This is a genomic window from Pseudomonas sp. MWU13-2862 (assembly GCF_023242495.1).
Classification (GTDB): domain Bacteria; phylum Pseudomonadota; class Gammaproteobacteria; order Pseudomonadales; family Pseudomonadaceae; genus Aquipseudomonas; species Aquipseudomonas gingeri_D.
In genome coordinates, this window is the sequence record NZ_JALMEZ010000003.1 from 224,228 (window position 1) to 244,292 (window position 20,065).

The window sequence follows — 20,065 nt, forward strand, 5'->3', positions numbered from 1 at the left end:
AGGCCCTTGAGGCCGCCAAAAGCTTCGCGGCGGTGCAGCGTCCCGACAAGCCCTACCCCTACAATTCGGCGCCGATTTCCAGCCATGTGGTGAAAATCAGAGCCGACTCAGGCTTTCTTCTTCCGCGGCTTGAGGTACTTCATCAAGCCCTGGAACCACATCACCAACGCCGGATTGCCCTTGATCTGGATCGACTTGTCCTGAATCCCCGTCATGAACGCCAGTTGCTTGTTCTTCGCCTGCAGCGTGGCGAAGCCATAGGCGGCATCCTTGAAGGCAATCGCAAACGCAGGCTCCGGATAAGTCCCGGAGCGGCTGCTGATGCGCTGATCCTTGACGATAAAGTGGCGGGCGACCTTGCCGTCCAGTGTCTGCAGCTGGAACACCAGGGCCTTGTCGGCCAGTTGCTGCTGGAAGGCGGGGTTTTTACGGCTGGCCCGGGCCATCAACAGACCCAGTGCCCAGAGAAGAAAGCGAAATTTCATGCACACAGCCTCGGCAGAAAAGATTAACGGCCGGCGCAGTGTAGCGCTTTACCTGAAGAACGCCACCGATCTCCCGTTTTACCCGGGAGATCGGCAGGCGTTTAACGCTTATACCGACAAATTGTCAGACGATCCGTAGCTTAGGCATTCGGGCAAGGTACCGGTGCCCAGTCGCCCAGGTCCGGGTTCTTGCACATGCTGTTGACCTGGGACTGACCGCTGGTGGCCACGTCCTGGCTGACAGCTTTCTTGGCGTTGGCGTCCTGGAGGGTCTTCTCGGTGGCCACTGCTTCCTTAGGCACGACCGGCAGCGCCGCCTTCTTCGCCACTTTCACCTTCTTGCCCTTGGTGGTGGTCGGCACGACCGGGTTGCTGTCGGCGGTCGCCACGGTGACCACGTCGGTACGCTGCACGCCGACCTGACGTAGATCCTGCTCATAGGCCTGGGTGTAGTTGTTCAGGTCTTCGGCCGAACGCCCGTTCACGGCGACGATCAGGTCATTGGACTCTTTCAGGCCCGAAACGATTTCCGCCAGGCGCTTGCGACCTTCGGCGTCGCCGACGGTCTTGGCCTTGCGTGCCGACACCAGGTTGGCGAACTCACGCTGGTAGCAGCTCTGCGACGCCTTGGCATAGGCCGTGTTGCGGTCCATGTCGGCGGCACTTTTGTTGATGTCCTGGGCATAGGAGCCGATGCGCTGGTTGTCATCGGTGATCTGCTTCTGCTTCTCGGTGTAGTAACCCGCCGCGCCGCCCGCGAGGGCACCGCCAGCCGCGCCGATGGCGGCATTGCGGCCACGCTTGGCCGAGTCGTCGCCGGTCAGCGCGCCGAGAGCGGCACCGCCCAACGCACCGATCACCGCGCCGGTGGCGATCGACTTGGTCATGTCCGAGTCAGTCGCACGCAGGTGCTGCACCGGCTCGTAGCAGGTCGGGTAGAACTCGACCTTGGTGGTCGCGCCGACTTTCGAGGTCGGTGAAGTGGCGCAACCGCCCATCAGCACGGTGCTGAATCCGGCGGCAACCCACAACGCGGCACGGCACTTGGAGGTCGAAACAAGGGGTTTGCTGGAGAAGATCATGTTTATTTCCCTTTTTTGGTTTGACTTGCCCGGTACGGCACCCTGCCGTCCGAGTCCCCTCTACACTCGCCGGAGACCGACCGCTCATGGCTGCTGGGCGGTCGACGCGAGTAACGCTTTCAAGATCGCCGCCGGATCGGCCCGCTGTTGCTTGCGGTAATCCCCGACATGACGAACGAACAAGGTGGCCCGTGCGACCAGGCTATGGCCGAGCACGGGTTTGCGATTGAGTTCTTCCTTGACCCGCTGGAACTGCGCCTGGATCACCGCATCGGTGTAGCGCGTGGCCGTTGCCAGGTTGTCGATATAGATCGCCACCGCGCCGTCCAGGGCGCTGGTGCCGTTCTCGATGGCCCCGGCGAACAGCTTGGCGGCGGCCTCGTCCTTGGCATCGACGGCCTGCTGGCGGCTCTTCTTCAGGTTGGTCAGGCGAATGTTGTAGTTATTGACCGTCTCGGCCACCAGGGCCGCCGACTGGATCAGGTTGCCGGCCGCCTCTTCCCGCTGGCGGGCGATCAACGAGACGTTGCGCTTGAGTTCTTCGTTGACCAGCCCCAGCTCGGCTTGCAGCTTCGGGTCGGTGCTGGCGGAAATGATCCCGTCCAGGCGTTTGGTCGGGTCCTGGGCGTCGTCGATGGCGTCGGTCAGGGACGCCAGCCGGCCTTCCTGCTGCCATTGGCTGAACAGCTCCTTGTAGCGCGAGCGCGGCGCCGAGAGCGCGCCGACGGCCACGCGGAAACCGGTGGTCTCGTTGCTCTGCTCGGTGCCGTCGGCGGCGAACAGCGGGTACTCGCGGCGCATGCCGGTAAACAACGTGCCCTCGCCTTCCAGGTAGTTACCGCCCTTGACCACAAAACCGCCGTAGGTGCCCTGGCGGCGTCCGGCATGCACCAGCTGGAAGGATTCCTGGACCATCTGCGCGGCGTTGCCGATCACGTCGAACATACCGATGGGATTGGGCAGCTTGGTGCCGATCGGCATCAGCCGCGCCGCCTGGCCGGTGCCGCCGGCCACCTGATTGAACACCGCGTAGTCGGACAGCGGCCCGTCGCTGTCGCTCCCCGGCGCCCGTCGTGGAAACAGGCGGCCTTCCAGGTCCTGGCGACTGACCGCCTGGGCGCCACGGGCAGCGAACTCCCACTCGACTTCGGTGGGCAGGCGGACAAAGCCCAGGCCACCGTCGTCAGCCGACGAGCCACGGCCGCTGACCGGCAGCAGGTCGCGGTGATACTTCATCAACCAGGCGCTGTAGACCGCCGAGAAACGCTCGGCGTCAAAACGTGAGACCTTGACCTTGGGCAGGCGCCCGGCCACGCCGCTCGGCGCATCGCAGACCGGTGCCGGCTCGCCGCTGGCCAGGGCTTGTGCCTGGGCCATCACCAGGGCGTACTGGCGCGCCGTGACCGGGTACTTGCCGATGAAATAGAACATCGGCTTGAGCGGCGAGTCGGCGTCGGTCTTCGGCAGGGTCGGGGCAATGGATTTCTGCCAGGCGCCGGGCAGGTCCTTGAGGGTGAACTGACCGTTGATAAAGTCGCGGCGATAGCCGGAAATAAACGACTGCTTGTAGCCCGGTTCATCCTCGCTGAAGGGATAGCCGAGGCTGATCTCACGGTCATCGAGGGTGCCGCGCGCCAATACATAGACCGCGCGAAACACCATCTCGCCCTCGCAGGGCAGCGGCAGGCTGATGTCATCGGCCAGGGGCTTGGGGTTGTCGAGTTTTTCGCTGTCCTCATCGGCCCGCGCCCAGGCCCCCAGGCACAGGGAAGCGATGAGAACCGCCAGGGCCGCGCCGCGCAACTTATACATCTCTGATTCCTTCCGAAGCTTCTATCCGCGCCACGCGCCAGCCCCCCAGGGCGGCAGCCAGAGCACAGACCGCCAACACGCTGAAAAGTGCCAGCAGGTAGTGCGGCAACAACAGGCGGCTGGCGTACTCGCCGGCCGCCTGTACGAACAAAAGGTTCAGGCCCCACTCCGCCACGCCGTAGAGCACGTCACTGAGCAGTACCGCAAACAGGCCGCTGTACAGCGCTTGCAGCACCACGAACAGCAGCAGTGCGCGGGTGCCGAGCCCGAGCAGACGCAACACCGACAGCTCGCGGCGCTTGCGCTCGACCGCCGCCAGGGCGCCGGCGAAGAGCGCCGCGAAGGCACCGGCCAGGGCCAATGCAGCGATGACCCAGAACACGATGCCGAGGTTGCGGCTCAGGGATTGCACCTGGGCGATGGTCTGGGCCTGGGTCGAGACCAGCAGGTTGCGCTCGGCGAAATAACGTCGCAGCGGCTCGACATCGGCCAGCCCGCGGGCATACAGGCGAAACCCCGGATAGACCCGCTGCGCGGCGGTGCCCGCCGGCTCGCCGGCCCAGCCAAGCACCGGCACGCCAAGGCCGTCGCGATAGTCCTCGGCGGCCTCCAGCAGACCCAGCGGGGCGAACAATGCATCACGCTCGAAAGCCTCCAGCGGCAACACCGCCTGCACCTGAATCTGTGTGTGGCGGCTTTCCAGGCGACCGGCCACCTGCCGGCCGAAAGACACCTGCAACCAGTCGCCGGCCTTCACCCCGAGCTTCTCCGCCGCCGTCTGGCTGAGCAGCATCGCCGCCAGGCCGACCGGCGCGGGCAAGGCGCCGAGCAAGGGATCGCCCTCGGCGGTGGGCAGCATTTCCACATTGACCACCGGCCCCTGGCCGCTGGTCGAAAGATCGGCGGTCGCGGCGATCTGCCGGGTTCGCGGCAAGGCAAAGGCGACGTCTTCACGCTGCCCCAGCCCGGCGATAAACGCCGCACTGAAACGCCCGCCGCCGAGGGGAATGATCTCGCGCACCGTCGGGTCGCGCTCCAGGCGTTCGGTGAGGCTGCTGACCAGGCCGAACTTGAGACCGAACAGCACCAGCAACGGCGCGATCACCGCCACCAGGGCCAGCACCGCACAGGCCGACAGCCGCCAGTCGGTGCGATAGTCCTGCCAGGCCAGGCCGGCGATCAGGGCGGCGCGGGTCATGGCGTCTGCTCCAGGATCGCCGTCACACCACCGTCGCCATCGCGCTGGCAGGCAATCCGCAATACCGGCACGCCGAGGTCGCGCACCAGGGCTTCGTCATGGGTCGCGATAACGCAACAGGCGCCCTGCTCCCGAGCCTGGTTCAGCAACAACTGCATGACCCGTCCGGCATTCAGCGGATCGAGGGCTGCCGTCGGCTCATCGGCCAACAGCAGCCGTGGGCCATGGGCCAAGGCCCGGGCACAACTGACCCGCTGGCGCTGGCCTACTGAAAGCGCCTGGGGCTTCTTGTCCAGTTGATCGGCGATTTCCAGTTGCTCGGCGAGCCGCTGGACACTGCCGTCCTCCTTCATCCCCAGAAGCCGACGCGACAAGGCGATATTCCCGCGCACATCGAGAAACCCCAGCAGGCCGCCGGTCTGCAGCACATAGCCGAGCTTTCGGCTGCGCAGGTCCGCCAGGCGATCGTGCTGGCCCTGACGCCAGAGCGCGGCAATATCCTGCGCACCCGCCGAATCGTCGAAGGCAAACAACCCCGCCCGGTCCGGCGCCAACACCAGCGCCAGCAGGTCGAGCAAGGTGCTCTTGCCGCAACCGCTGGGCCCGACCACCGCCCACTGCGCGCCGGGCGCCAGGCTCAGGCGCGGCACCTCCAGGCTGTAACGCTGGGCGCCTTCGCCCCGCGTCTTGCGCACTTCTCGCAGACTGATCATCACGGCAACGTCGACAACGGTACGCGGTACAGCGCATCACCCGGCTCGGCATCGCCGAACCGGACCCAATTGGCCACATCGTTGTGGAAGGTTTCGTAGAGGCGGATCTTCGAGTCCAGTTCGTCGATAAAGTCTTCCTGTTCGGCCACGCTCAGCGACAGCCACAGGTCCTGGGTCATGTTCAGCGACTTGCTGCGGTACGGCAGGCCTTCCAGGTACTCGCCGAGCAGGCCGCCGTCGGCCAGGTTGCCGCCCTTGCGCAGGGCCTGCGGATCGCGGCTCATGTAAGCACTGGCACTGGCGATTTCCTGGAAGAAATCCTTGGGCGAGGTCTGGGTCTTGCGCGCCGCGTCGACGATCAGTTTCAGCGACTGTTGCAGCTCGTTGAGTTGCAGTTTGGTCAGCATCACGCAGACCTGGAACGCCGGTAGCGCCGGATTGGTCAGGTCGCGGTCGGCGGTCCAGGCGCTGACCAGTTGCGGTGCCTGGCTGGCGGCCTTGTGGCCGAGGAAATCCATGTGCATGGCATAACCGATGGCCGCCGTCTTGTCCGCCAGGCTCGGCGAAGCGGCCAGCAGCGGCACGGCCTGGGTCTGGTTGCTGCGCACCTGGTGCACCAGGTTGGCGAACACCGAACCGATCTCGCCGACCCGCTCGCCCAGCTTGTGCACGTCGCCGCCCTGGACCGGGATATACAAATCGCCGATCTGCGGGTTGGCGTCGGCGGTCAGGGTGCGGTACTGCTGCTCGGCGAAGGCATGGTTCTTTTTCCCGGCATCGCTGCGCAGATGCAGCGCATAGATCTTGATCTGCTTGCCGAGCGCGGCCTGGCGGATCTCCGCTTCGTTCATTTTGGTGCTGCTGTAGGGATCGTTCTTGCGCAACGAACCGGCGTCGGTGACCAGCAGGATCAGCCGGCCGCCGTAGCCCGACCAGTCCATGCCGTCGACCGCCTGCATGACCCCGGCGAAGGAGTCCTCGTTGAACGAGTGACTGGAGATCGTCGACGCTTTCACATCCCGCGCCAACTCCAGGAAGCGCTCCGGGTCGCGGCCCTGGTCGAGGGTCACCAGGGTCTTGGTCAGGTACTGCAGGCCCGGGGTCTTCTGGATATTGTTGCGAAAGCCGATCAGGCCGAAGCTCACGCTGTCCAGCTCGCCACGCTGGGCAATCTGGCTTTGCAGCTCGTGGACCACGTCGCGGACCTGATCGATATAGGGTTGCATCGACTCCGTGGTGTCCACCACCAGCACGATGGCGGTGCGGAAGGTGTCGGCCGCGACGGCCGGCACGGTACCGTTGCCGACGGCTTTCGGCGTGCTGCCGGGGTCGATGGAGGCGACATTGAGCAACTGCACCGGCTGGCCGTTTTCATCCAGGCTTTCGCGGGAATCGAAAATCGGCAGCAGGTAGAACTGGTTCTGCGGCACCGCGCTGGCGGCCGGCTCCAGGGCCAGGACGCGCTGGTCATCCTGGGGATTTTTCTGTGCATTGAGCAACAGGTTCTTCGCCGCCGAAGGATTGGCCAGCAGCTTGTCGATATCGGCGGCGTCGCGCAGGAACATCACCGGCGAACGCCCGGAACGCTCGGTAAATTTCAGCACCAGGCTCTGCTTCCAGTCGCTGACCGCATCCTGGGGCAACCAGCCTTCGCTGCGACCGTCAGTGGCGGCACCGACCCGCAGCCAGGCGCTGCCGTCGACAGTCTTGCGCTGGTAGACATAGAGCACCGAGAACGCCGGCAGCGGCTTGTCCGGCTTGGCCCCCGGCTCGCTGGCAAAACTCGCCCCGGGCTTGCTCAGGACCCGCTGGAACAGGGTCTTCTTGCCGGCCATCAACAAGGGGCGCTGGCCGCCGTCGAGATCCGCCGCCACGGCTTGGGTCACGCCAGGTGGCTGGGTCGGCGGCGGGTTGGAAGCCGGTGGCGGATTCAGCACCGACGGTGTTTTTGCCGGTGGCTGCGCCGCTGTGCTCGGCGTCGCGGGATGGCTGTCACGCCCCAACCACCAGTAACCGACGCCCGCCAAACCAAGGGCGGCGGCTACCGCCACGGCGACCAGCGTCAGCACCGGGCCACGCCGTTGTCCGGACTCGGCGGAACGGTCGAGCACCGGCGTAGCCGCGGGTCTTGGTGGCGGCGCAGGTGTCGGGGGCGCAGTGGGAATCTCGATCGACACCGGTGTCAGTCCAGCCAGGTCGCTGGCGGGTGGTGCAGTCGGAGTCGGCGGCACAATCGCCAACGGCTGGAGCAGAGTGGCATCAAGATTTTCCGCCGGGAGGTTATCCAGCGCCCGCAGCAGGGCCGCCGCATCCGCGAAACGCTCCGCCGGGTCCTTGGCCAACAGCTGGCGCAGGACTTCCTGGTAGCGCCCATGCTGCAGCGGCAACTCCGGCAGCGGCTCGGTCAGGTGCGCCAAGGCCGTGGACAGTGCATCGGTGCCGATATAGGGCAACTTGCCGACCAGGATTTCATAGAGCACCACCCCCAGCGCATACAGGTCGGAACGCCCGTCGAGGTCCTGGCCCCGGGCCTGTTCCGGGCTCATATAGCTCGGCGTACCCACGGCAAACCCGGCCTGGGTGAACTGGGTGCGATCATCCAGCGACTTGGCGATGCCGAAGTCCGAGAGCACCGCGGTACCGTCGGCGCGAAAGAGGATGTTGGCCGGCTTCACATCGCGGTGCACCAGCCCCTGGGCATGGGCATACCCCAGGGCCGAGGCAATCTGGCGGACATATGCCAAACCCTGCTCAGGGCTCAGCCCCGCCGCGATCCGCTCCTTGAGCGTGCCGTTGGGCAGGTATTCCATGGCCATGTAATACAGCTCGCCGACATTGCCGATATCGTGGATGGTCACGGTGTTCGGATGCGACAGCCGCGCCAGGGTCCGGCCTTCGCGCAGGAAACGCTCGCAGAAGGTCGGGTCGGCGGCCAGGGCGGCCGCCATCACTTTCAGCGCCACCTTGCGCTCCAGCGACCGTTGGGTCGCCAGATAGACGGTTGCCATGGCGCCTTCGCCAATCTCCTCGCCTATATCGAATCCGGGAATCAGAATGTCCATGGTGTCGGGGGTCTTCAGGTGGCTTTGACGACAATCGCCGTGATGTTGTCGGGGGCGCCCCGGGTCAGGCCCAGGTGCACCAGGCTGCGGACCACGTCATAGGGGTCGGCATGGGCCAGCACGTCGCGGATCTCGGCGTCTTCGGCGGTCTTGTTCAAGCCGTCGCTGCACAGCAGGTAGGTGTCGCCGGGCAGTACCTGGAACGGCACCATCGACAACTCCACTTGCGCCTCCACGCCAATCGCCCGGGTGACGATGTTTGCTCGTGGGTGCACCCGCGCCTCGGCCTCGCTGAGCAGGCCGCTGTCCTGCAGGTCCTGGACATAGCTGTGATCGCGGGAAATGCTCTCCAACTGGCCGTCACGCAGGCGATACAGGCGACTGTCGCCGGCCCACAGGCACACGCCTTCGGCCCCACGTACCGCCAACAACACCACGGTGCTGCCCATCATCGCCACGCCACGGTGAGCGGTTTCCTCGCGCACGGCGGCATTGACCTCGGCCAGGCGCGAACGCAAGGCCGAGGTGTAGAGCCCCAGGGCGTCCGAGGGCGGGATGCGCCGCAGGGTGTCGACGATCAGGCTGCTGACGTAGTCCCCCGCCGCGTGCCCGCCCATGCCGTCGGCCACTACCCAGAGCCCGGCGCCGGGCAGCTCCAGGAAGGCGTCTTCGTTGATCTGGCGGACCATGCCGACATGACTGTAGCTGGCCGACTGGTAAGTGATTGCAGGTGTCTGTGCCATTTAGATCGACGCCCCCCTGCCCAAAAGGAAACTGCCGAAATCGGCGGTCGCCGGCAGGCCCGCGCAGCGCATCAGGCCGGCCTCGATCCGCTGCGAACCACGTCCCCACCAGAGGCTGCTGCCGACACAGGCCTGTTCGGCCAGGGCGCTGGCGCGGCTCGCTGCGTCGAGCGCGGCAAAGCGTTGCAGGCCGGCGAACTCGCTGCTCGGTGCCTTGTTGGCGAACGGTAGGCCACCCAGGTCCTGGACACCCTGGTCGAAAGCCTCGAAACCGGCGTCTTCCTCCAGTGTCGCCAGCAACAGGGCTTCGGCCCGTTCGAACCAGGCATCCGCGCCGCCGACCACCGCCGCCAGGGCGTGCTCGGAATCGAGGGCCACGGCCACGGTCAGTGGAAAATAACGGCCGACCCGGTCGATGCTCGGCATCAACACCCCGGCCACCGCGTCCGGCCCGCAGACGCCCGGCGCCAGCACAAAACGCCAGAGCGGGCTGACCAGGTACACACCCAGCCAGTCAGCACCGAGTTGCTGCTGGCTGGCGAGCAAGCCCGAAGCCAGCCAGGTATCCCAGGGCTGGATAAAGCTCTGCGGCAAACCGCGACTGACAAAATCGCCGCGACTGGCCAGCTTGCCGTAGAAACCCACCGTCGTCATAACCGCTCCGGCAGGCTGAAGCCATTGAGCACGCGACTCTTGAAGGGATTGAAGGCACTGCTGGCGCGCAACTCGTAGGAGATGCTGGCGCCGTCCACCCGCAAGCGCAGGTTGAAACGATCCGGCGCGTTGCCGGCCACCAGGTCCGATTGCTCCAGCAGGCGGAACCAGGCCCAGGGCCCGTCGAGGGTGATCCCGGAGCGCCCGCTGGCCGACGGCGGCGTGATCGACAGGCGCACCACGCCGACGCTGCCAGGGTTCGGCCATTGCATCGCCACCGGCCGGCTCGGGCCATGGTCATAACCGACCTGCTGGCCGTCGAGTTCAAGCTGGAACTGGGTGATGGACGCATCCATCGCCACTGGCTTGAGTTCGAAACGTACGGTCGGCTGGGTACCGCCCGAGCGGAAAAACGCATCGCGAATCGCTGCCGCGCGTTGAAAGGTCTGCAATACACCAGGGGCAATCCCGAGTTTCTGCGCCGCCCCCGGCTGCCACCGCCAAGGGGTCGCCGAGGTGTCGACATAGGGTTGCAGGTACTTGCGGAAGTAATTGTCCATCACCCCGCCAACCCCGAAGAACAGGCCGAAGTCCTCCAGCGTCGCATCCCGGGCACTGCCGGGAGTCAGCGGATAACGGCCGCTGAGGGATTGTCGGTAGACGTTGACCACTTCGCTGGTCCAGGCCGCGTTCAGTTGATTGCGCACCCCGCCCATCATGCTGTTGGTGGTGGAAGTAACCACCGACTTGACCAGACCCTGCACCAGCGGTGGCTGGCGTTCGGCATTCAGGCTGACCCGCGTGGCGGCAGCCGAGGCCTGGTTCTTAGCCTCACCGAGCAGGGCATCGCCACTGGCACCGGACATGGCGCTGACCTGCACGTAGAGCGCATTCAGGTCCGCCAGCAAGGCATCGATGGCCGCCGGCTCGCCTTCACCCTTGTTGACCAGGGCATTGAGTTCGGCGAAGTGCGCACTCACCGGGTCTTGCGTCTCCACCGGCGCAGCATTGCCCGTCGCCTGTTCCTGACCGAGCAGGGAACCGAGGCGCTGCTTGAGTTGATCGACATTGCCCGCGACCGGCTTGCCCTGGGCCGCCAGCAGACGCTCGTCCTGTTGCAGATCCGTTTCCTTGGCCACCGCCACCAGCAGCTTTTTCAGCGGCGAGGTCGGACCGGAAATCACCCGCAGCACATCCGAGGCCTGGGCCACGCTGGTGATGGGCACGAAGTCGATATCGGCGAGCAAGGCATCCCACTGGCGCAGATAGTCCTGGAAATACAGGCGCCGCACATCCGCCGCGAGGCTGGCGACATTCTGCTGTTCGGCCGGGTCGCGGCCCAGCACCCATTGCTCTTCGGCAACGGTATTGGCCTGGTTCAGGCTGGTCAGCAGAAAGGCCTGGCGATAACCCTTGGCAGTGAAGAAGCCGCTCAGGGGATCGCCCAGGGGCTTGCCGCTCTTGCGACTGAACACCAGCGCCGCATCCCGCCCGGCGGCCTCGTTCAGACGGAAATCCGGCACACCTTCCGGCAGCTTCTGGCGTTTGACCCGGTCATAGACCCGTTGCGCCACTGGCAGTTGTTGCAGTTGGCGGCGTAGGTCGTCGATCAGCCGTTCGTCCAGCCGGGCATTCGGTGGACGGCGTTCGAACAAGGCTTGCAGATGCTCACCGAGAGCGACGCGCTGCTCCGGCGGCAGATCCCGTGGCAGGCTGCGGTCCCAGTCGAGGGCGATCCAGGCCTTGATGAACTGCGGGTCGTAATGCTCGTTGTCGGCCAGCATCAGGTAGGCTTTCAGGCCTTCGTAGAGGAAGTCCGAATTGCCGCCGCCGTGCAGTTGTTCTTCGACCCGGGTCAGCAGGCGCGGTGCGAACACCGCGATCAGCAACTTGCGATAGACGCTGGCGGACTCGGCTTCGAGCATGTCGCCCTGGTACAGGCCCAGGCCTTCGGCCCAGTTTGGCGCATCGCCGGCCAGGTGCTTGACCGCATTGAGCAACGGCAGCACCGCCAGCACATCGCGTTGCGCCGGGCTGAGTTCCTGCACGCTCTGGCCCAGGGGCGCGACCTTCTGGTCGACCTGGGCGATATAGGCCTCGTTGGCGCGGAAACTCACCCACCACAGCGTACCGACCACCAGCACCACCGCAACCGTGGTCGCCAGCACCCCACGGGCCAACCATTTGCGCCGCTGTTCGACCTTGGGGTTGACCCCCACCAGCCCGCGCTCGGCGAAGGCCACGGCGGTGAACAGCTTCTCGATAAAGTAGCTGCGCCCGCTGCCGCTCTGGCGCGCCAGCTGTTGGCGGTCGAGGTTCATGCTCTGGGCCATGGCGCCGATCAGGCGGTCGATGGGGCTGCCTTCCTGGGTGCCGCTGGTGAAGTACACGCCGCGCAGCAAGGCGCGATCTTCATAGGCATTGGGCTTGAACACGCCGTCGAGGAAATCCTGCAGACAGGTCTTCAACGCGCCGAACTGCTGGGGGAAACCGTAGATCAGGTCGCGCCGCGCCGGGTCGCGTTCCTGTTGCAGACGCTCCACCAGCCGCGCATTGAGGCGCTGCTCGAGCCCGGCAAACTCTTTTTGAAAACTCGCCAGCGGACCGGCGGCGTTCTTGCCGTCGTCCAGGTCGAAGGTCATGCCCCAGACCTGGGCCCGCTCTTCCTTGCTCAGGGCATCGAAGAACTCCATGAACCCTGGCACCAGGTCGAGCTTGGTCAGCATCAGGTAGATCGGGAAACGTACACCGAGCTGGGTGTACAACTCCTGGATACGGGCGCGGATCGCCGTGGCATGGGCGGCGCGCTCGGCGTCGGTGCTGAGCAGCAGGTCCGACAGGCTGATGGCGATAAAGGCGCCGTCGATGGGCCGCCGCGGACGCTGGGTTTTCAGCAGATCGAGGAAACCCAGCCAGGCCGCCTTGTCCACCTGGGCATGGCTATCCTGGGTGGTGTAGCGGCCGGCGGTGTCCAGCAGCACGGCTTCGTCGGTGAACCACCAGTCGCAGTTGCGCGTACCGCCGACACCGCGAATGGCCCCGGCGCCGAACTGCGCGGCCAGGGGGAAATGCAGCCCGGAGTTGACCAGCGCGGTGGTCTTGCCCGAACCCGGCGGGCCGATGATCACGTACCACGGCAGCTCGTAGAGGTTGCGACGTTCGTCACCGCCGAGCTTGGCTTTCTTGAGCAGCGCCAGGGCCTCGGCCATGCGCTGGCGCAGGGTCGCCAGCTCTTCGGCGGTGGCAACACTGGCGGGGTCCGGCGGGGTCTCCGCGGCCAGGCTCTGCATGACCTTGGCGGCCTGGCGCCGGGCCTGGATCAGACGGAACACGCGGTAAGCGATCCACACCGCGAAGATCAGGATGATCAGCGTCCAGCGCCGACCTTCCGGCACCAGCACTTCCAGCAGCGGACCGACAAACCAGATGATCAGGCTCAGGGCGATCAGCCCCAACAGCGGAATCACCCAGCGAACGACAAAACTGAAAAACGCCTTCACTCGACGCCCTCCGCCAAGACTGTGATTTCCACCCGACGATTCTTCGCCCGGCCCTCGGCCGTGGCGTTCGAAGCCAGCGGCTCGGTGTCGCTACGCCCTTCGGCGCTGAAGCGTGCAGGCGTGCCGGTTTTCGCCGCGAGGATCTGCAGCACCTGCTCGGCCCGGGCCTGGGACAATGCCCAGTTGGACGGGAAACGCAGGGTGGCGATGGGCCGGTTGTCGCTGTGCCCGGTGATCCGCACCTGGCCTTTCACGTTGCGAATGGCATCGGCGATGCGCAGCATCAGCGGCTGGTAGTCGTCGACAATGCTGGAACTGGCCGAAGCAAAGAGTTCGTCGCCGCGAATCGTCACCACCGAGCGGTCGACCTTGTCTTCCACGGCGACCTTGCCGGCCTTGATGTCATCGGCGAGGAAACCGGCCAGGCGTGGCCGTTCCACCACCTTGGGCTGGATCACCGGACGGTCGATGGTCTGCACCGGGATCTCGCCCAGGGCATGGATATTGCGAAACACCGGCTCGGCGTCGGCGGCCAGCTTCAGGCGCAGGCCGAACAGCAGGACCAGCAACAGCGCCAGGCCGACGGCGATACCGACCCAGGGCGGCATGAACTGGCTCAGGCGATCCCGCACCACCGTCAGGCCGCGCCAATGCGGCGACAGCTCGCGCTCATATTCGCCACGGGCACTGCGGATCGCCGCGCTGGTGCGCTCGCGCAGGGCATCGAGCTGGCTGCGACCGTCGATCATCACCCGGTAGCGGCCTTCGAATCCGAGGCAGATGCACAGGTACAACAGCTCCAGCAGATACAGGCGTTCGCGCGGACTTTGCAGGCAATGGTCGAGCAACTGGAAAACCTTCTCGCCACCCCAGGCTTCGTTGTGCACGGTGATCAGCAGACTCTGCTTGCCCCAGTCGCCGGCACTGCCCCAAGGCGTGCTCAGCACCGCTTCGTCGAGGGCGGTGCACAGCGCGTAACGCGCCAGCAGCACCTCGTTGCGGGCCATACCGGCACCTTCGGCACGCTCTTCGAACTGGCGCAGATAAGCCAGCAATTGCGCCCGCAGGCTGGCCGGCGCCGGATGGGCGATGGTGTTGCGCAGACGCGTCAACAGCGCCAGCAAAGGACCGGCAGCGCTCTCCAGCGGGTTCAGGCCTTGGGACTGGCCGATCGGCAGCGGCGCGGCCGGCACCGACAGCGGTGCCGCCGGTTCGGCGCGGGCAGGCTCCGGCGCCCGGCCACCGGGACGCGGCATAAACTGGGTACGGTCGTTGGCAGGCAAGGGCTGGCCCGACAGATCATCATTGGCATTCATCGCGGCTTATCCTCGGATTGCCCAGAAGGCCAGGTTCAAGCCGGGAAAATCACCGGCGACATGGAAGGCGAAGCCGCCGGAATTCACCAGTTGCTTCCAGTGCTCACTGCCGCGGTCGAGTTCGTAGTAGGTCGACCCGGCATGGAACGGAATCTGTCGTGGCGCCACCGGCAGCGGCAGCAGGCCGATGCCCGGCAGTTGCAGGTTGACCAGATCGCGGATGTGCTCCACCGAACCGACCTTGCTCTGCTGGGCGAAGCGCCCGCGCAGGGTTTCGCTGGGGATATCGGCACGCACCACAAGGATGAAACTGGCGCTGTCGATCAGGCCACGGTCCGCCAGCATCGCCACGTGAATACCGTAGGCTTTCTCGACAATCGGAATCGGTGTCGCCTTGCTGTCGATCAGCATCGACAGGGCTTCGCGCAGGGCCTGCATGACCGGCGCGAAACTCAGCGCCAGGGCGTCGTGTTGATACGCCGGGAACGCCGCCGGGCGCCGACCGCCGCTGGAGAAGGTGGCAAACTCGCCGGCCAGGCTGACCAGTTCGCTGTACAGGCGCTCCGGGTGCAAGGGGCTGATCTGGTTCAAATGGCTGATCAATGGCTGGGCGCGGTTGACCAGTTGCAGCAGCATGAAATCGGCAATCTCCGAGGCACCGCCGGCGCCCGAGGCCACCACGCGCCCGGCCAGGGCTTCGCCGCGCTGGTGCAGCAGGCCCAGCAGCTCGCTGCGGAACGCCGTCAGCGGTTTGCTCGCCGCCACATCGAGTACCGGCGGTACATAACCGTCGTCGAGGACCAGGGCGCGGTCGGCGCGCTTTTCCTTGACCCGCACCAGACCGATGGCCGCGTAGTCGCCCAGGCCATCCTCGGCGGTCAGCAGGCGCAAGGCCCGCGACCCCAAGGCCACCGGCGCGCGGTTCTCGAACGGCGCGTTATCGTCACGGACTTCGCGGACCTGGCTCAGGTAACGCGCCCCACCCAGCGCCTCGCCTTCGTCGACGGTGTCCCGCGAGCCGGCGCGCTTGAGCGGCAAGGCCAGGTAGACCAGGCCGTCGCGCAGGCTTTCGTCGATGGTCAGCGGGCTCGGTGCCAGGTCATCGTGAGGGATGTTGAACGGCGTGCCATCCGGCAGCAGGCCCCGGGCCGAGACGATGGCCAGCTTGCCCTGGGCCAGCAGGCCCTGGTCGATCAGCAGCTCGGAAAAACCCCAGGCGCCGACGGCCAAGGGCCGGCTGCGCGCGTCGATCAGGTTCTCCAGATAGCGGTCATGCTGCTGGAAGTGCTGCGTTCCGATGAACATGCCTTCCGACCAGACCACTCGATTGTTCCAGGACATGGCTTCTCCGTTTGCCTAGGGGGCGGTGCGGGTTGGGGTCACGACAATGGCGCTGCGTACGGCGCGCACATCGAGGCTGATCTGATAGTCGTTGAGCTGCTTGGGCGTGATGACCAGCAGCGTGCGCCAGAGCGCCTGGTCGACTTCGCGATAGCCCACCACCAGGCCGACCTGGCGGGTCGCGGGGTTGAGGGCTCGTTCGATATCCAGTTGCTCGCCGGGCTGGACCAGGACTTCATCCTGGTCGATCAGGTCGGCGCCGAGGGTCGCCTGGGCGCGGTCGGCCAGGGCGAAGTAGTCGGCGCGGTTGAAGTTGGCACTGTTCTTCAACTCGAAAATCCGCACGCGCACGGGTGCGGGCACGCCGTCGGCGCCGGGGTTGAGCCCGCCAATGGCGTGGAAATGCAGGGAAGCGGTAGCGCTGTCGGCCACGGGGGCGTCAGCAGGCGCTGGGGCAGCCGCGTCCTTGGCACATGCGCCGAGCAGCAGCGTGAGGGCTGCGGCCAGTAAAACTCGGTGAATCATCCTGCGTCCTCAATGACGTTATGAACTTTCCGTTAAATCCTGTTTTGCAGACAACCTTCTAGAGCTGGGGTGCCTGTACTGGCCTCTTCGCGGGCAAGCCCTGCTCCTACAGCTCACCGCCGAACACAAAATCTGTGTACGACACAACACTGTAGGAGCAGGGCTTGCCCGCGAAGAGGCCCTCAAGATCGCCACCCACCGCTCAGACAACCCCGCAACTACAAACGCTTGCGCAACCGCGCACTGTGCTCCTCGTAAGCCCGACTGAACTCCCGCCCAAACAAATCCTGGAAATCCTCCTCGGCCTCACGGGAAATATTCGTGTACAGCTCGGTGAACTGCTGCCAGTACTGGGCCTGGCGCGAACCGCTGAACAGGTTCGACAACCCACCGGGCTTGCCCATGCGGGTCTCCAGCGCCGACGGTTCAAAACGCTTGAGCAGATGCTTGATCGCCGCCTCGACACCCGCCATCACCGCCATCTGGTGCGCCCGCAGATCGTCGAAACTGTCGCTGACCGCCTGGTCCGGCGCCATAAACGCCTGGTTGCCATGACGCAGCAGCAGGAGCAGCGCTTCATCGGCATTCGGGGCGAATTTCAGCGGGTTGTTTTCCACCGGGCGGATCAGCGTCTGCTGCATGCGGAACTCGCCCTTGAGACTGCTGCGGGCCCGCAGCACATCGATCAGGCCTTCGACCATCAGCCGGTAGCTGCGGCCGATGGCTTCCATCTGCGCCTCCACCTGGGCGGTGTCGATACGCAACTGATCGAGGCCGGCGCCACGCAGGAAGGCTTGCAGCAAATCGGCTTGGGGCGCACCGCTCGACACCGCCACGGGTGCCGGCTGGCTGACCGGGGCCACTGTCGGCGTGGGCATGGGAATCGGTGTCGGCGCGACGACAGCCTCGGCAATCGCCACAGGAACAGGCGCCGCAATCGGCGCGCTGGCCGGCGCCTTGGGCGTGTCGCCAAACAAGTCCCAGTCTTCGGGAATCACCCCGGCGCCCGGCGCTTTCGGCACCACCACGGGTGCCGGGCTGATCACCGGCGTGGGCGGTCGAAAGTCATGCTGCTGCGCCGGCACATGGTCCGACTGGGTCGCGGGAGGAATGCTCGACGGCGCCAGGAAATCAAACAGGTCCGGCAGCGTATCCATCGCCGAACCGCCCTGGAAATGCGCGGCCGGGGTGCTCACCGGCGAGGCGACCGGAACAGCGACCGCACGCCCCATCAACGCTTCGAAACTGTTGGACGAATCGCCCCCCGGCAGGCTGTCCTGCGCCAGCTGCAGGTTGAAATCGATACGCGCACGGATCTCGTATTCACCGATGCGGATGATCTCGCCGTCCTGCAACGGTTCGCTGTTACCTCGACGCAAACGAATACCGGCCTGAACTAACTCCACGCCATTGGTACTGGTGTCCGTCAGATAGTAACGACCATCCTTGTATTGAATAACGCAATGTTTCGAGGACACCAGCCGCTCCGGATCGGGAAGAACCCAGTCATTCTCGGAACTACGGCCAATCGCCATCACCCCGGTATCCATGGATTTCTCCGGACATTGACCAGGGGTAATCTTGTGATAACTAGTGATAGTCAAACACAGCGACATTGCGCCTCCTTGCAGTACATCCACGCACGAGCCACCCGGCACAAACACCTTGCGCCGAGCCCCGCCACGGCCACGAAAATCCGCTAAAAAACCTATCGTTTTCAGCCAGTTCGCCGATTCTAGCGAATTCTACCTACAAAATTATTAAAAACGCACACACTCTGACCCAGCAGTCGGCAGCCTTGACGAGTGTGTCACAACGGTAACAAAGGGCCGATAGCTTACCTTGACAAGCTATAACTACTACACCAAAAATGCACAACTTCTTGTTTACGAGTGATAGCTCAATGATATCACTGCGTATATTCCAGCAAGAAATATGAGAGTTTTCCGAAGGAACTTTCGGAACAAATGCCTGACTATCCAGCAGGCCGATAAGGAGATCGAATTTGGTGGATGTGCCGTTGTTGCTCGCCGCTGTTTCAGCGAACTCGCCTTGTGGCGAGGACCTGGAATATGACGCGCAATTCTTGCAGTTGGAGCGTGATGCCCAAGGTAAACCCGAGCGCATCATGGGCGACTCGGTGCAAGCGGCCGAACCGCCGGCGTGGCGCGCCATCGAGCAGTCGAGCACGGCGCTCCTGCAACGCAGCAAAGACCTGCGCATCAGCCATTTTCTCGTGCAAAGCGCCCTGGCCCTCGACGGTTTTCCGGGACTCGCCAATGCCCTGGCCCTGGTCAGCCAGATGCTCCAGCAGTACTGGGCCGAACTCTATCCGCTGCTCGATGCCGATGACGACAACGACCCCACGGTGCGGATCAACGCGCTCTCGGGGCTGGCCTGCGAAACCAATATCCGCCTGTTGCGCGAAAGCGTGCTGACCCGCTCCCGGGCCTTCGGCACCGTGACCCTGCGCGCCGCGCTGAACGCCAGCGGCCTGCAAGGCTTCTCCGACGAAAGCCTGAACGCCGACGAACTGTCCGGCGCCCTGCGCGACAGCGACCCCGAGCAGCTTGCCGCCGTACGCACCGCGCTCAACGAAGCCCGCGGCGCCGTCGACGCCATCGAGCGTTTCGTCAGCGACCAGGTCGGTTCGGCCGAAGGCGTGGATCTCAGCGCCCTGCGCCAGCCGCTCAAGCTGGCCTTGCAGATCCTCGCCGAATACGCGCCCGGCACTGACACCGGCGAGTCGACCGCGAACGCATCCGAGCCGGCCCCCGCCGTGCATGGCGAAGACAGCGCCGCCCCGATCGCCTCGCGCGCCGCGCCGCCGGGCGAGATCGGCAACCGCGACGATGTCCTGCGCAGCCTCGAGCGTCTGCTGAACTACTACGCCCGCCACGAGCCCTCCAGCCCGCTGCCAGTGCTGTTGAACCGGGCGAAAAACCTGGTGCATGCCGACTTCGCGACCATCGTGCGCAACCTGATTCCCGACGGCCTGTCCCAATTTGAAAACCTGCGGGGCCCCGAGGGCGACTGAGCCCGCCGAGACCACGCCGCTTAGTTAACGGCAACCACCGATAACGCCAACACCGTCGCTTGAGCGACCAGGAGCAACAACGTGGCGAACACCAGCTCTCAGAAATTCATTGCGCGCAACCGCGCGCCACGGGTCCAGATCGAGTACGACGTAGAACTCTACGGCGCCGAGAAAAAGGTCCAGTTGCCCTTCGTCATGGGCGTGATGGCCGACCTCGCCGGCAAGCCCGCCGAACCGCTGCCTGCGGTGGCCGACCGCAAGTTCCTGGAAATCGACGTCGACAATTTCGACTCGCGCCTCAAGGCCATGCAGCCACGGGTGGCGTTCCACGTGCCGAACGAATTGACCGGCGAAGGCAACCTGAGCCTGGACATCACCTTCGAAAGCCTGGAGGACTTCAGCCCGGCCAACGTCGCGCGCAAGGTCGATGCCCTGAACAAGCTGCTCGAAGCCCGCACTCAACTGGCCAACCTGCTGACCTACATGGACGGCAAGACCGGCGCCGAAGAAATCATCATGAAGGCCATCAAGGATCCGGCGTTGCTCCAGGCCCTGGCGAGTGCGCCAAAGCCCCAGGACTCCGAGCCCAGCGCTTAA

Annotated in this window: 15 protein-coding genes; 2 read left to right on the top strand and 13 right to left on the bottom strand. The window is 65.1% G+C overall.

Annotated elements, in window-relative coordinates; all coding sequences use genetic code 11:
• Positions 1–107: 107 nt before the first annotated feature.
• From M5C56_RS06890 to tagH, 13 genes are all read right to left on the bottom strand, one after another.
• On the bottom strand, positions 108–485 hold the full coding sequence (locus tag M5C56_RS06890) for an SCP2 sterol-binding domain-containing protein (RefSeq protein ID WP_103495506.1): 378 nt from the start codon (positions 483–485) through the stop codon (positions 108–110).
• A 140-nt stretch (positions 486–625) separates the two neighbouring features.
• A complete protein-coding gene (gene tagQ, locus M5C56_RS06895) occupies positions 626–1,567 on the bottom strand; it encodes a type VI secretion system-associated lipoprotein TagQ (protein WP_103495507.1) in 942 nt (313 codons plus the stop codon).
• Positions 1,568–1,651: 84 nt separating this feature from the next.
• Positions 1,652–3,379, bottom strand: a complete 1,728-nt coding sequence (locus M5C56_RS06900; protein WP_103495508.1) for an SUMF1/EgtB/PvdO family nonheme iron enzyme — start codon at positions 3,377–3,379, stop codon at positions 1,652–1,654.
• Positions 3,372–4,577 carry a hypothetical protein gene (locus M5C56_RS06905; RefSeq protein ID WP_103495509.1) on the bottom strand — a complete coding sequence of 402 codons (1,206 nt, stop codon included), beginning with the start codon at positions 4,575–4,577 and terminating at the stop codon, positions 3,372–3,374. Before M5C56_RS06905 ends, M5C56_RS06900 begins: the two co-directional genes overlap by 8 nt.
• Positions 4,574–5,290, bottom strand: coding sequence for an ABC transporter ATP-binding protein (locus M5C56_RS06910; RefSeq protein ID WP_103495510.1), 717 nt, complete (start codon positions 5,288–5,290; stop codon positions 4,574–4,576). The genes M5C56_RS06905 and M5C56_RS06910 overlap by 4 nt, the downstream gene beginning before the upstream one ends.
• On the bottom strand, positions 5,290–8,352 hold the full coding sequence (locus M5C56_RS06915) for a serine/threonine-protein kinase (RefSeq protein ID WP_103495511.1): 3,063 nt from the start codon (positions 8,350–8,352) through the stop codon (positions 5,290–5,292). The genes M5C56_RS06910 and M5C56_RS06915 overlap by 1 nt, the downstream gene beginning before the upstream one ends.
• A gap of 14 nt (positions 8,353–8,366) precedes the next feature.
• On the bottom strand, positions 8,367–9,095 hold the full coding sequence (locus tag M5C56_RS06920; RefSeq protein WP_103495512.1) for a protein phosphatase 2C domain-containing protein: 729 nt from the start codon (positions 9,093–9,095) through the stop codon (positions 8,367–8,369).
• Positions 9,096–9,749 carry a type VI secretion system-associated protein TagF gene (tagF, locus tag M5C56_RS06925; protein WP_103495513.1) on the bottom strand — a complete coding sequence of 218 codons (654 nt, stop codon included), beginning with the start codon at positions 9,747–9,749 and terminating at the stop codon, positions 9,096–9,098.
• A complete protein-coding gene (gene tssM / locus M5C56_RS06930; protein WP_103495514.1) occupies positions 9,746–13,249 on the bottom strand; it encodes a type VI secretion system membrane subunit TssM in 3,504 nt (1,167 codons plus the stop codon). The genes tagF and tssM overlap by 4 nt, the downstream gene beginning before the upstream one ends.
• The gene (locus M5C56_RS06935; RefSeq protein WP_103495515.1) at positions 13,246–14,565 is read right to left on the bottom strand and encodes a DotU family type VI secretion system protein; all 1,320 of its coding nucleotides are present in this window, start codon (positions 14,563–14,565) and stop codon (positions 13,246–13,248) included. The genes tssM and M5C56_RS06935 overlap by 4 nt, the downstream gene beginning before the upstream one ends.
• 6 nt (positions 14,566–14,571) lie before the next feature.
• Positions 14,572–15,906, bottom strand: coding sequence for a type VI secretion system baseplate subunit TssK (gene tssK / locus M5C56_RS06940; protein WP_103495516.1), 1,335 nt, complete (start codon positions 15,904–15,906; stop codon positions 14,572–14,574).
• 15 nt (positions 15,907–15,921) lie between these two features.
• Positions 15,922–16,431, bottom strand: coding sequence for a type VI secretion system lipoprotein TssJ (gene tssJ / locus M5C56_RS06945; RefSeq protein ID WP_103495517.1), 510 nt, complete (start codon positions 16,429–16,431; stop codon positions 15,922–15,924).
• Between the two features lie 218 nt (positions 16,432–16,649).
• A complete protein-coding gene (gene tagH / locus M5C56_RS06950) occupies positions 16,650–18,047 on the bottom strand; it encodes a type VI secretion system-associated FHA domain protein TagH (RefSeq protein WP_103495518.1) in 1,398 nt (465 codons plus the stop codon).
• 392 nt (positions 18,048–18,439) lie between these two features.
• Here tagH and tssA point away from each other — a divergent pair, with 392 nt between their 5' ends.
• Positions 18,440–19,468 carry a type VI secretion system protein TssA gene (gene tssA, locus M5C56_RS06955; RefSeq protein ID WP_247263076.1) on the top strand — a complete coding sequence of 343 codons (1,029 nt, stop codon included), beginning with the start codon at positions 18,440–18,442 and terminating at the stop codon, positions 19,466–19,468.
• Between the two features lie 81 nt (positions 19,469–19,549).
• Positions 19,550–20,065: a type VI secretion system contractile sheath small subunit gene (gene tssB, locus M5C56_RS06960; protein WP_103495520.1), complete on the top strand. Its 516-nt coding sequence runs from the start codon at positions 19,550–19,552 to the stop codon at positions 20,063–20,065.

Coding starts and splice junctions, on each gene's coding strand:
- M5C56_RS06890 (WP_103495506.1), bottom strand. CDS start 485: ATGAAATTTCGCTTTCTTCTCTGGGCACTGGGTCTGTTGATGGCCCGG.
- tagQ (WP_103495507.1), bottom strand. CDS start 1,567: ATGATCTTCTCCAGCAAACCCCTTGTTTCGACCTCCAAGTGCCGTGCC.
- M5C56_RS06900 (WP_103495508.1), bottom strand. CDS start 3,379: ATGTATAAGTTGCGCGGCGCGGCCCTGGCGGTTCTCATCGCTTCCCTG.
- M5C56_RS06905 (WP_103495509.1), bottom strand. CDS start 4,577: ATGACCCGCGCCGCCCTGATCGCCGGCCTGGCCTGGCAGGACTATCGC.
- M5C56_RS06910 (WP_103495510.1), bottom strand. CDS start 5,290: ATGATCAGTCTGCGAGAAGTGCGCAAGACGCGGGGCGAAGGCGCCCAG.
- M5C56_RS06915 (WP_103495511.1), bottom strand. CDS start 8,352: ATGGACATTCTGATTCCCGGATTCGATATAGGCGAGGAGATTGGCGAA.
- M5C56_RS06920 (WP_103495512.1), bottom strand. CDS start 9,095: ATGGCACAGACACCTGCAATCACTTACCAGTCGGCCAGCTACAGTCAT.
- tagF (WP_103495513.1), bottom strand. CDS start 9,749: ATGACGACGGTGGGTTTCTACGGCAAGCTGGCCAGTCGCGGCGATTTT.
- M5C56_RS06935 (WP_103495515.1), bottom strand. CDS start 14,565: ATGAATGCCAATGATGATCTGTCGGGCCAGCCCTTGCCTGCCAACGAC.
- tssK (WP_103495516.1), bottom strand. CDS start 15,906: ATGTCCTGGAACAATCGAGTGGTCTGGTCGGAAGGCATGTTCATCGGA.
- tssJ (WP_103495517.1), bottom strand. CDS start 16,431: ATGATTCACCGAGTTTTACTGGCCGCAGCCCTCACGCTGCTGCTCGGC.
- tagH (WP_103495518.1), bottom strand. CDS start 18,047: ATGTCGCTGTGTTTGACTATCACTAGTTATCACAAGATTACCCCTGGT.